This is a genomic window from Cryobacterium sp. TMT2-10, assembly GCF_004403075.1.
Classification (GTDB): Bacteria; Actinomycetota; Actinomycetes; order Actinomycetales; family Microbacteriaceae; genus Cryobacterium; species Cryobacterium shii.
Genome location: NZ_SOGW01000030.1, coordinates 38,769 through 50,728, shown reverse-complemented (window position 1 = coordinate 50,728; position 11,960 = coordinate 38,769). Strand labels below are relative to the sequence as shown.

10 protein-coding genes are annotated in these 11,960 nt (G+C 69.3%); 2 read left to right on the top strand and 8 right to left on the bottom strand.

What is annotated here, in order from left to right; translation table 11 throughout:
• From E3T37_RS03345 to nusA, 3 genes are all read right to left on the bottom strand, one after another.
• On the bottom strand, positions 1 to 816 hold an 816-nt coding region (locus E3T37_RS03345), incomplete at its 3' end, for a translation initiation factor IF-2 N-terminal domain-containing protein (protein ID WP_174844090.1).
• Between the two features lie 76 nt (positions 817 to 892).
• Positions 893 to 1,150: a YlxR family protein gene (locus E3T37_RS03340; protein ID WP_134365421.1), complete on the bottom strand. Its 258-nt coding sequence runs from the start codon at positions 1,148 to 1,150 to the stop codon at positions 893 to 895.
• Between the two features lie 8 nt (positions 1,151 to 1,158).
• Positions 1,159 to 2,169 (bottom strand): transcription termination factor NusA, encoded by a 1,011-nt coding sequence (nusA, locus tag E3T37_RS03335; RefSeq protein ID WP_134365420.1) that lies wholly within the window; start codon positions 2,167 to 2,169, stop codon positions 1,159 to 1,161.
• A gap of 157 nt (positions 2,170 to 2,326) precedes the next feature.
• Here nusA and E3T37_RS03330 point away from each other — a divergent pair, with 157 nt between their 5' ends.
• Positions 2,327 to 3,154, top strand: a complete 828-nt coding sequence (locus E3T37_RS03330; protein WP_134365419.1) for a DUF1206 domain-containing protein — start codon at positions 2,327 to 2,329, stop codon at positions 3,152 to 3,154.
• Positions 3,155 to 3,325: 171 nt separating this feature from the next.
• Here E3T37_RS03330 and E3T37_RS03325 read toward each other — a convergent pair whose 3' ends face one another.
• Both E3T37_RS03325 and ispG read right to left on the bottom strand, forming a co-directional pair.
• Complete coding sequence (locus E3T37_RS03325) at positions 3,326 to 5,077, bottom strand: proline--tRNA ligase (RefSeq protein ID WP_134365427.1); 1,752 nt, start codon at positions 5,075 to 5,077, stop codon at positions 3,326 to 3,328.
• Between the two features lie 296 nt (positions 5,078 to 5,373).
• On the bottom strand, positions 5,374 to 6,534 hold the full coding sequence (gene ispG, locus E3T37_RS03320; RefSeq protein ID WP_174235675.1) for a flavodoxin-dependent (E)-4-hydroxy-3-methylbut-2-enyl-diphosphate synthase: 1,161 nt from the start codon (positions 6,532 to 6,534) through the stop codon (positions 5,374 to 5,376).
• A gap of 203 nt (positions 6,535 to 6,737) precedes the next feature.
• Between ispG and E3T37_RS03315 the strand changes: the two genes are divergently transcribed.
• Positions 6,738 to 7,922 (top strand): acetyl-CoA C-acetyltransferase, encoded by a 1,185-nt coding sequence (locus tag E3T37_RS03315; RefSeq protein WP_134365418.1) that lies wholly within the window; start codon positions 6,738 to 6,740, stop codon positions 7,920 to 7,922.
• 459 nt (positions 7,923 to 8,381) lie between these two features.
• Here the strand turns inward: E3T37_RS03315 and E3T37_RS03310 are convergent, their stop codons facing one another.
• The 3 genes from E3T37_RS03310 to E3T37_RS03300 form a co-directional block, all read right to left on the bottom strand.
• Positions 8,382 to 9,041, bottom strand: a complete 660-nt coding sequence (locus E3T37_RS03310; RefSeq protein ID WP_134365417.1) for a response regulator transcription factor — start codon at positions 9,039 to 9,041, stop codon at positions 8,382 to 8,384.
• Positions 9,038 to 10,291: a sensor histidine kinase gene (locus E3T37_RS03305; protein ID WP_134365416.1), complete on the bottom strand. Its 1,254-nt coding sequence runs from the start codon at positions 10,289 to 10,291 to the stop codon at positions 9,038 to 9,040. The genes E3T37_RS03310 and E3T37_RS03305 overlap by 4 nt, the downstream gene beginning before the upstream one ends.
• Before the next feature lie 257 nt (positions 10,292 to 10,548).
• Positions 10,549 to 11,928: an RIP metalloprotease gene (locus tag E3T37_RS03300; RefSeq protein ID WP_198415950.1), complete on the bottom strand. Its 1,380-nt coding sequence runs from the start codon at positions 11,926 to 11,928 to the stop codon at positions 10,549 to 10,551.
• Between the last annotated feature and the right edge of the window lie 32 nt (positions 11,929 to 11,960).

Genomic DNA, 11,960 nt, shown 5'->3' with positions numbered 1-11,960 from the left:
TGCGCCGCCGGCGCCGCCCGGAGCGCCACCGGGACGCTGGAAGGCACCCGGGCGCTGACCGAAACCGGTCGGGCGCGGAGCCTGGCCGGGTCCGCCCGGACGCGGCGCGCCGGGGCGCGGAGCAGCGGGGCGGGGAATGTTGCTGGGGGAAGACGTGGACGGCGGGCGCTGGCCCATGCCCTGTGCACTGGCGAACGGGTTGTTGCCCGGACGCGGGCTGGGGGTCTTGCCCATGCCCTGGTTGCTGGCGAACGGGTTGTTGCCCGGACGCGCAGCCGGCGGCTTCGGAACGGAGCCACCGGGCTTGGCAGCGGATGCCACCGCGCCCTCGGTCTTGGCGGCCGGAACATCCGTCGCGGCGGCCGGCTCGGCGGCTGCGGCAGCGGCCTTCTCGGCGGCGGCGGACTTCTCAGCCGCTGCGGCCTTCTCGGCTGCCTGCGCCTGACGCTCGGCAACGGTCAGCGGGGCCGTCGGCATCGGCGGGGCGTCCGCGGCGGGGACCGCTGCGGGAACCTCGGCGACAGGACGTGCGCCCGGCTTGACGGCGAGCTTGGCCGGTGACGGACGGGCGGCACCCGGCTTGGCCGGTGCTGCTGCCGCGGCGGGGGTCGCCCCGGCGGGAACTGCCGCAGACGTGCTCGATGCCGCACCGGACTCGGCCTGGAGGGCGGCGCGCAGACGGCGCGCTACCGGGGGTTCAACACTACTGGACGGTCCCTTGACGAACTCGCCCATTTCCTTCAATTTGGCAAGGGCTACCTTGCTGTCGACTCCGAGCTCGCTGGCGATCTCGTGTACGCGTGGTTTTGCAGCCACAATTCTCCTGTTCCGGGCCTGCACCCGGAAAGGGGCAGACCGTTAGTAACGGACGGGTCTCATTTCGAGCCGCTCATTAGTTATCCATAAGCCTGTTCAGCCTGTTCTCTAGTTGTTTCGCGTCCAAAGAACTGGTCACGCGAAGGGCACGCCCGAAAGCGTGTCGCCGCTGTGCATCCTGGAAGCACGCGGTAGTGGGATGCAGCCACGCGCCTCGCCCAGACAGAGTGGCGGTTTCATCCACCACGAGTTCCGATTCTCGGGCTACAACCCTCAATAATGAGGACTGCGGAGCGCGCGAACGGCATCCAATGCACGTTCTAACGGGTTCCATCGTACCCCCTATTCGGCATCCTCCAGAATGCTGTCCGGCTGGATGTCGATTTTGGCACCCGTAAGCTTCGCCGCGAGGCGCGCATTCTGGCCTTCCTTGCCGATCGCCAGCGACAGCTGGTAGTCGGGCACGAGGGCGCGGACGGCCTTGATGGACTCATCGATCACATAGGCGCTGGTCACCTTCGCGGGCGACAGCGCGCTGGCCACGAAAGTGGCGAGGTCGGGCGAGTAGTCGACGATGTCGATCTTCTCGTTGTTGAGCTCCACGGTGACGGCTCGCACGCGCTGGCCGAGTTCGCCGATGCAGGCGCCCTTGGCGTTGACGCCGGGCTCGGTGGCGCGAACGGCCATCTTGGTGCGGTGGCCTGCTTCGCGGGCCAGCGACACGATCTCGACGACGCCGCTGGCGATCTCCGGGACCTCGAGGGCGAACAGGCGCCGCACCAGGGACGGGTGTGTGCGCGACACGGTGATCTGCGGGCCCTTCAGACCCTTGCCGACGGCCGTGACGTAGACGCGGATGCGCTGCCCGTGCACGTAGCTCTCGCTCGGCACCTGCTCCTCGGGCGGCAGGATCGCTTCGATCGTGCCCAGGTCGACGTGGATCATGCGCGGGTTCGGTCCCTGCTGGATGATCCCGGCGACGATCTCGCCCTCACGGCCCTTGAACTCGCCGAGCACGGCGTCGTCGGCCAGATCGCGCAGACGCTGGTTGATGACCTGCTTGGCCGCGAAGGCCGCGATGCGGCCGAAGTCGGTGGGGTTGTCGACGGCTTCGCCGACGACGTTGCCCTCTTCATCGTTTTCGGGCACAAAAATGTCGACGTGGCCGGTCTTGCGGTCGAGTACGACGCGCGCTTCCGGCTCTTCCTCGACGGCCTGCTTCGGAGCGTCACCCTGGTGGGTGTGCTTCTGATAGGCCGTCAGAATTGCTTGCTCAATAATCTGCACGAGTTCCTCGAAGGGAATCTCTTTCTCGCGCTCCATCTGCCGCAACACGCTGAGGTCGATGTCCATGGCCGGCCTCCTCTATTCAGATCTTGCCGCCGCGAAACTGCGCAGCGGGCTCTCCTATACGGTACCCGACTCCTCGGGTCCCCGTCACCCGGACCGGGGACGCCAGGCACGGAAACTGACCCTGCCCCGGCAATAGACTCGACGCTACGCTGGCCGGATGACACCCGAATCCGTTTCTGACAATGCCCAGGATGCAGCCCGAACCGTCGAAGGCAGCCGAACGTTCCAGCTGCTGGCCCGCGCCGGCTACGCGGTGAACGGCCTGCTGCACGTGATGATCGGCTCGATCGCGATCAGCGTGGCGACCGGCGCGGGCGCGGGCGGCGGTTCGGCAGACCAGTCGGGCGCGCTCGGTCAGCTCGCACGCACCCCGGGCGGCGTGTTCCTGCTGTGGACGGTGGTGATCGGCCTGGCCGCGCTCGGTCTCTGGTATCTGGTTCAGGCCTTCGTCGAACCCGCGCGCGACCCCAAGCGCAAGTGGGCCAAACGCGCCGTCCTGATCGGCAAGGGCGCCGTCTTCCTCCTGATCGCGGCCACGGCGCTCACGTTCGCGCGCGGCGCCTCGGCGAGTTCGTCCGAAACCGCCCGGGATTCCACGGCGACCCTGCTCGGGCTCCCGGGCGGGGTCATCCTGCTGTTCATCGGCGGTCTGGTCGTGCTCGGCATCGGGGCCGTCTTCGTCGTGCGCGGCGCCAGCCACAAGTTCACCGAGAGCATCACGGTGCCCCGCGGGGCGGCCGGCACGGCGGTGGTGGCACTCGGCACCGTGGGCTACAGCGCTGAGGGCATCGCGCTCGGCACCGTCGGCGTCCTCTTCGCGGTCGCGGCGTTCACGCACAACCCCGACAAGGCCACCGGCATGGACGGCGCGCTGAAGGCACTCGTCGCCCTGCCGTTCGGGGTCGCGATCCTGGTGGTGGTCGGCGCGGGCCTGATCGCCTACGGCTTGTACTGCTTCGCCCGGTCCCGGCTCGCCCGCCTCTGACGCACATCGAACGACAACGCACCTCGAACGACGGACATCACCGTCCGGGAAAGAGGCCGGCCGTGAACCAATTCGACGGAGATTCACCGCTAATTGCGGTTTTCCAGGGCGTTTTAGGCCAATGCGGCCAAAATCTCCGTCGAATTCGTTAGCGTGAGAGGCTGCAGCGCCTCAGCTGAAGCTGGCGGTGACGTCGTCGACGGCCACCTGGGTGCGGTCCCCCGTGCGGCGGTCCCAGAGTTCGACGATGCCGTCGGCTGCCCCGCGGCCGACGATGACGATCTGCGGGATGCCGATCAGCTCGGCGTCGCCGAACTTGACCCCGGGCGACACCTTGCGGCGATCGTCGTAGAGAACCTCACGGCCGGTGGCCTCGATCGCAGCGACGACGGTCTGCGAGGTCTCGAAGACGACCTCGTCCCGGCCGGTGGCGATCACGTGAACGTCGAAGGGCGCCACGGTCGCGGGCCAGATCAGGCCCTTGGGATCGTTGTTCAGCTCGGCGATGGTCGCGAGAATGCGGGTGACGCCGATGCCGTAGGAGCCCATCGTGACCGTGACCAGCTTGCCGTTCTCGTCCAGAACCTTGAGTCCGAGCGCCTCCGCGTACTTGCGGCCGAGCTGGAAGACGTGCCCGATCTCCATGCCGCGGGCGAGTTCCACCGGGCCGGAGCCGTCGGGTGCGGGGTCTCCGGCGCGCACCTCTGCGGCCTCGATCGTGCCGTCGACGGCGAAGTCCCGTCCGGCGACGAGCCCGAAGACGTGGCGCCCGGCCTCGTTGGCGCCGGTGATCCACTCGGTGCCCTCGACGACGCGGGGGTCGACCACGAAACGGATACCGGTGGCCGACTTCTCGCCGAGCACCGCCCCGTTCGCGGACCAGGGTCCGATGTAGCCCTTGACCAGCCCGGGGAACTTGGCGAAGTCGGTTTCGTTCGCGGCCTCCACCTCGGCGGGGGCGACGGCGACCTCGACGCGCTTGAGGTCCACCTCACGGTCTCCGGGGAGACCGATCACGAGGAGCTCACGGCAGCCGTCGGGCTGAATCAGCGCGAGGACGACGTTCTTGAGGGTGTCCGCGCCGGTCCAGGCGCGGCCGTCGGGACGGGGGTGATCATCATTGGCGCGGTCGACCAGGGTCTGGATGGTGGGGGTGTCCGGGGTGTCGAACACCTCGGCGGTCGGGAAGCCGGCCCAGTCGATGGCGGGCGGAACGACCGTCTTGAACGCCTCGATGTTGGCCGCGTAGCCGCCGGCGGAACGCACGAAGGTGTCCTCGCCGACCGGCGTCGGGTGCAGGAATTCCTCGCTCTTGGAGCCTCCCATCGCGCCGGCGTCCGCCTGCACGATGACGTACTCAAGGCCCAGCCGGGTGAAGATGCGCTCGTAGGCGTCGCGCTGGGCCTGGTAGCTGGCGTCGAGGCCGGCATCCGTGTAGTCGAAGGAATAGGCATCCTTCATGGTGAATTCGCGCCCGCGCAGCAGACCGCCGCGGGACCGGGCCTCGTCGCGGTACTTGTCCTGGATCTGGAAGATCGACAGGGGCAGGTCCTTGTAGGAGCTGTACAGGTCTTTCACGAGCAGGGTGAAGACCTCTTCGTGGGTGGGCGCGAGGAGCATGTCGCTGCCCTTGCGATCCTGGAGCCGGAACAGGCCGTCGCCGTACTCGTCCCAGCGGCCCGTGATCTCGTAGGGCTCGCGCGGCAGCAGAGCCGGGAAATGCACCTCGAAGGCGCCGGCGGCGGCCATCTCCTCGCGCACGATCGTCTCGATCTTCGCCTTGACGCGCAGGCCGATCGGCAGCCATGCGAAGATTCCCGGGGCCTGACGGCGGATGTAACCGGCACGCACGAGCAGGCGGTGGCTGGCGACCTCGGCATCCGACGGGTCTTCGCGGAGGGTACGGAGGAAGTAGTTGGACATACGAATAGGCACGCACCTACTTTACGGCGCGCTGGCCGGCCCGACCGACGGGCGGCGGGCGGGCTGGCTGACTGGCCGGCATCGGGCCGGCGGGCGGATCCAAACATCGAGGGCGACGGATGCCCGTGGTGGACCCGGTGACGACTGAGCCAGCGTCCCTGCAGCAGTTCCGTCCCGAACGAATTCGACGGAGATTCTGCCGAAATCGGCCCTGAACCCTGCGAAACAGCAGTTTTACCGCAAAATCTCCGTCGAATTGGTTCGCCGCCGGCACGGTGCTGCGCTGATGAGCTCGGCTAGTTGGCGCCGACCGTCACGACCGGAGCGCCGAGGGAGTCCTCGCTCGGCGGCATCTCGGCGGCCATCCGATTGGCCTCCTCGATCAGGGTCGCCACGATCTCGGACTCCGGCACGGTCTTGATGACCTCGCCGCGCACGAAGATCTGGCCCTTGCCGTTGCCGGACGCGACACCGAGGTCGGCGTCCCGAGCCTCGCCCGGTCCGTTCACGACACAGCCCATCACCGCGACGCGCAGGGGCACGGTCATGCCCTCCAGACCATCGGTGACGTCGTTGGCAAGCTTGTACACGTCGACCTGGGCGCGGCCGCAGCTCGGGCAGGACACGATCTCAAGCTTGCGCTCACGCAGGTTCAGTGACTGCAGGATCTGCAGGCCCACCTTGATCTCCTCGGCCGGAGGCGCGCTCAGCGACACCCGGATGGTGTCTCCGATGCCCTCTCCGAGCAGGATCCCGAACGCCGTGGCGCTCTTGATGGTGCCCTGGAACGACGGTCCGGCCTCGGTGACGCCGAGGTGCAGGGGCCAGTCGCCGCGTTCCGCGAGCAGTCGGTAGGCCTTGACCATGATCACCGGGTCGTTGTGCTTGACGGAGATCTTGAAGTCGTGGAAGTCGTGCTCCTCGAACAGGCTCGCTTCCCAGACCGCGCTCTCGACGAGAGCCTCCGGGGTGGCCTTGCCGTACTTCTGCAGCAGGCTCGGCTCGAGCGAGCCCGCGTTGACGCCGATCCGGAGGGAAACGCCGGCGGCTTTGGCCGCGGCGGCGATCTTGCCCACCTGGTCGTCGAACTTGCGGATGTTGCCGGGGTTGACCCGCACGGCGGCGCAGCCGGCGTCGATCGCCGCGAACACGTAGCTCGGCTGGAAATGAATGTCGGCGATCACCGGGATCTGGCTCTTCTTGGCGATGATCGGCAGGGCCTCGGCATCGTCCCGGCTCGGCACCGCGACGCGCACGATGTCGCATCCTGATGCCGTCAATTCGGCGATCTGCTGGAGGGTGCCGTTGATGTCGGTCGTCGGCGTCGTCGTCATCGACTGCACGCTGACGCGGGCGTCACCGCCGACGAGCACCTTGCCGACCTTGATCTGACGCGACTTGCGACGCGGAGCGAGTACTTCAGGTACTTTGGGCATTCCCAGGTTGATTGCAGCCACGGCAACATTCTAGATGAGCCGGCTGGTTCTTTCCGGGGCTGAGGATTTCTCCCCTCTGACCAGCGTCGTCCGTGCCCGCGCCATGTCCCGGCCGGGTCCCGCCTCTCGCCCGAACGTCGGCGATACTGTCAGGAGAGACGACGAACACCAGGCCGGCGGCAAGCCGGAACACGATCAGAGAACACGAAGACAAAGGAGTCATCATGAGCGACATCGAAGTGGTCATCCTCGCGGGCTCGCGCACGCCCCAGGGCCGCGTCAACGGCCAGCTGTCCGCCCTGACCGCCGTGCAGCTGGGGACCGCCGCCATCGTCGGAGCCCTCGCGCGCGCCGGCGTGGCCGCCGACGAGGTCGACGCCGTACTGATGGGCCAGGTGCTCCAGGCTGGCTGCGGCCAGAACCCGGCCAGGCAGAGTTCCATCGGTGCCGGCATCCCCTGGAACGTGCCGGCGATGACGGTGAACAAGGTCTGCCTCTCCGGGCTGGCGGCGATCATCGACGCGGCCCGGCTCATCCGTCTGAACGAAGCGGATGTCGTCGTGGCCGGCGGGCAGGAATCCATGTCTCGGGCCCCGCACCTGCTGCCCGGCTCGCGCCAGGGCTGGCCGTTCGGCAGCGTCACCGTGCTGGACCACGCCGCGCACGACGGGCTCACGGATGCCTTCGACGGTTTGTCGATGGGGCTCTCCACCGAACACGTCAACACCACCCTCGGCATCGGGCGCGCCGACCAGGACGCCATCGCGGCCGCCTCACACCAACGCGCAGCCGCGGCCGCCGAGGCCGGCCTGCTCGACGGCGAGATCACGCCGATCAGCGTTCCGCAGCGCAAGGGTGAGCCGCTTCTGGTCTCCACCGACGAGGGCGTGCGGGGCAACAGCACTCCGGAGTCGCTGGGGCGCCTGCGCCCGGCCTTCGCCGCGGACGGCACCGTCACCGCCGGCAACTCGTCGCCGCTCAGTGACGGGGCGAGCGCCGTGGTGCTGAGCAGCCGCCGCTGGGCTGAGGACCACGGGCTGAGCTGGCTGGCCGTCGTGGAGGCATCCGGTCAGGTCGCCGGGCCGGACAACTCGCTGCACTCGCAGCCCGCGAATGCGATCATGCACGCACTCGACCGGCAGGGCTGGGCGGCCGGGGACCTCGACCTGGTCGAGATCAACGAGGCATTCGCCGCGGTGGCGCTCGAGTCCACCCGGGAGCTCGGTATCTCAGCCGACCGCGTCAACATCCACGGCGGCGCCATCGCGATCGGCCACCCGATCGGGGCGTCCGGGGGCCGGCTGGCCCTGCACGCGGCACTCGAACTCGCCCGTCGCGGCAGCGGCAAGGCGGCCGTCGCGCTCTGTGGCGGCGGCGGCCAGGGCGACGCGCTGCTGCTGTCCCGCTAGCGCCCCTTCTGCCGGTCGGCGGGCCTGCGCGTCCAGGGTCTTCTCGGCGCTGCTGGTGTCGCCGGCGACCGGCCAGCCAGGACGGGCGCCGTAGCCGGAACCGGCGGGGCTGGCCATTCCCCGGCGCCAGCGACGTCCGAACAGGGCGAACAGGAGCCCCAGCAGGAGGAGCCCGAACAGCGGAAGCAGGACGAGCAACCAGATCATCCCGCCGCCGTGGCCGGGACCCCCGCCGTAGCCGGGCTGGGCGGCAAGCGCGGTGAGCACTGCAGTGGAGAGCATGAGGAGTCCATTCTGTGGCGATTCGGTTCTGTGGCGATTCGGTGGCGGTCCGCCGGGAGTCCGACGAGACCGATACCCCAGTGTCGCCGTGGCCGGGCTGACGCGAATCCGCCGGGCGGAGGCACTTCGCGTCCACCCGGGGATGTGCGCATCCGTTGACCGGCCCGCCGGAACCGCCTACTGACCCGAGCCCACCAGCCCCGCCTCGTACGCGATGATCACGAGCTGCACCCGGTCGCGGGCCGCGAGTTTGCTCATGATGCGCGACACGTGCGTCTTCGCGGTGAGCGGGCTGAGGAAGAGCCGCGGCCCGATCTCGGTGTTGGTCAGGCCGCGGCCGACCAGCCCGAGCACCTCTCGTTCGCGACCGGTCAGCCTCGCGAGCAGCGTCTCGTCGTGCGGGTCGCGGAGGTCCGGCCCCAGGCGTTCCAGCAGCCGGCGGGTCACGCCGGGCGAGAGCAGCGCGTCCCCGGCCGCGGCGACACGCACAGCGCGGATCAGCTCGGTCGGCTCGGTGTCCTTGACCAGGAAGCCGCTGGCCCCGGCGCGGATGGCCTGGGCCACGTACTCGTCCAGCTCGAAGGTGGTGACGATCACGATGTGCGTGGCGGCGAGAGCAGGGTTCTCGGTGATGCGTTCGGTGGCCCACAGGCCGTCACCGCCGGGCATCCGGATGTCCATCAGCACCACGTCGGGCCGGTGCCGGGTGACCTGCTCGACCGCCTCGGGACCGGTCGCCGCCTCGGCCACCACCTCGAGGTCGGGTTCGGACTCGAGCAGGGCCCGGAATCCCGCCCGGATCAACTGCTGGTCGTCGGCGATGACGACCCGGATCACCGGGTCCTCCCCAGCGGCAGGCGCGCCTCGACCTCGAACCCATCGCCCGAGGGCGAGACCCGCAGGGTGCCGCCGAGCAGTTCGGCGCGCTCGCGCATTCCGAGCAGGCCGCCGCCGGGGGTGATCGGGGCGTCGGCCTGCCCGAGGCCGTCGCCATCCGTCACCGTCAGCACGGCGTCGCCGCCGTCCACGGCCAGGCGCACGGCCGCGGAGCGCGTCGGCGCGTGCCGCAACACATTTGTGAGCGCCTCCTGGCAGATCCGGTACAGGGCCAGCTGGGTGGCCGCGCCGGCCGCCTCGGCGACGGGGCCGAGCTCGCCGGCCAGCTCCACGCGCATCCCCTGGTTGCGGAAGGACTCGATCAGCGCGGGCAACCGGTCGAGGTCCGGTTCGGGAGCAAGGGGCGCGGAGTTCTCCTCCGAGACGTCGGACCGAAGGATGCCGAGCACCGTGCGCACCTCGTCGAGGGCGTTCTTGCTCGTGGCCTTGATGCTGGCCAGCGACTCGGCGGCCCGGTCCGGCTGGCTGTCGAGCAGGTGCAGGGCGACCCCGGCCTGCACGTTGATCTGGGAGAGCGAGTGCGCGAGCACGTCGTGCAGTTCCCGGGCGATCCGAACCCGCTCGCGCTGCTCGGCCGTTTGCCGCCGCGCGACCGCGGTGCGGCGCAGGGTGCTGATCCGGTCGCGGCGGGAGCGCAGCCACTCACCCAATCCCATCAGCGCGGCCAGCACGAGCGTCGTGAACGCGATCCGGGCCGGCTGCAGCGGGAAATCGAGAATCCCGGCGAGCCCGATGGTGGCCACCCAGACGGCGGCGACCGAGGAGTACACCCAGACCCGGGCGCCGCGAAGGATGCCGAGCACGACCGCGAAGGCCAGCGCCACGTAGGGCAGCCCGATGTCAGGACGCACCAACACCAGCGCTCCTCCGGCCGCGGCGGCGACGGCCGCGACCGGGCCGGGAAAACGGCGGGCGCCGATCAGGGCCAGTGGGCCGATCAGCGCGAGGCCCACGGCAAGGAACCAGTCGTCCGGGAGGTGGGGCTCCGCGCCGGGGAAACGCCGCCCGGGGTGTCCGGGCTCTGACGCCGACCCGCGGAGAGCGAGGATGGCGACCGTGGGCACCTGCACCAGGAAGGAGATGACGACAGGGATCCACACCCTGCCGATGATCGGAACCCGGGTTTCGTCGCCGCCGGCGCGACCCCGATCGTCGTCGTACCACGGAGCGTCGGAATCCCAGTGCTGCATCTTCCGATCGTAGTTCCGGAGCGCCCCTGCTTCGTCCGCCGACGGGCCCGGCCGGCGTACTCCGCCGGGAGTAGGCCGCTATAGCGTCCGGGGCCCTGCGGCCCGCTGCTCGCGCCCTGCTCTCTGCGCCCCCGCGCCCCTAACCAATTCGACGGAGATATTGCCCGAAACGGCCCGAAAACGCCGAAATACCGCTTTTAGGGCAAAATCTCCGTCGAATTGGTTCACCGCACCTCGGAGCGAGCGGGTCAGGCGGGTCAGCCGAAGAGGTTGATGGGCTTGACGATGTCGGCGTAGATGAGGAGCAGGCTCATGCCGCCGAGCACGATCACGACCGCGAACGTCAGCGGCATCAGCCGGGCAGTGTCGACGGGGCCCGGGTCGGGGCGCTTGAACAGCCGGGCGACCCAGCGACGCAGGCCCTCCCAGAGCGCGCCGGCCACGTGCCCACCGTCCAGCGGCATCAGCGGGATCAGGTTGAACACGAACAGGGCCACGTTGAGGGAGGCCAGAAGACCCAGCAGGCTGGCGATCTTGCTGGCCACCGGGATCGTGTCGATGCTGGCGATCTCGCCGGCGACGCGGCCGACGCCGACCACGCTGATCGGGCCGTTGGGGTCGCGCTCCCCCGGTCCGAAGGCGGCGTTTGCGATATCGACCATGCGCTGGGGCAGGTTGGCGATCATGTGCACGACGGCGCCGATGTTGTCGCCCACCGCCGGCAGCACGGCGGTCGCCGGCTGCTGCACGAGTTCGCCGGCGGGGCCGATCCCGACGAAGCCGACCTCCTGGGTGACCGCCTTGCCGGCGGAATCCTTCTCGACCTTGCCGGCGGCATCCGTCACGTACCGCTCGGTGAGTTTCGGGGTGATGGTGAGGTTCAGCGGGGAACCGTCTCGCTCGACGATGACGGTGAGGGGGGTGCCGGGCGACTCACGGATGATCGCGGTCGACTGGTCCCAGCTCGTGATGGCGGCGCCGTCGATGCTGACGAGCCGGTCGCCGGGCTGGAGGCCGGCCGCGGCGCCGGGGGCCTTCTCGTCGGTCGGTTCGCAGGCCTGGCGGGTGCTCGTGGCCGGCAGCACGCACTGGGACACGCTGCCGACGGTGGTGCTCGCCTGCGCCGTGCCGAAGCCCATGAGCAGGATCGCGAACAGCACGACCGCGATCAGCAGGTTCATCGTGGGGCCGCCGAGCATGATGATGACGCGTTTGAAGACGGGCAGGCGGTAGAACGCGCGGTGGTCCTCGCCCTCGCCGATGGTATCGGCGCTGGACTGGCGGGCATCGTCGACCATGGTCGACAGGGCGCTCTGCTTCTTCTCGGGCGCGCCCTCCTGGACCAGCTGTTTGAAGAAGCCGGTGCTGGATGCCTGCACCTTGCCGCCCTTTTTGGCCGGCGGGAACATGCCGATCATCGCTATGTACCCGCCGAGCGGCACGGCTTTCACCCCGTATTCGGTCTCGCCCTTGCGGCGGGACCAGAGCGTGGGACCGAAGCCGATCATGTATTGGGTGACCTTGACCCCGAAGGCTTTGGCCGGGAGCAGGTGGCCGATCTCGTGCAGGCCGATGGACAGGGCAAGGCCGATCACGACGACGACGACGCCCAATATGTACAGCAGCACGGTTTCCACAGTCGTAGATTACCCACACCATCCTGCGAGGG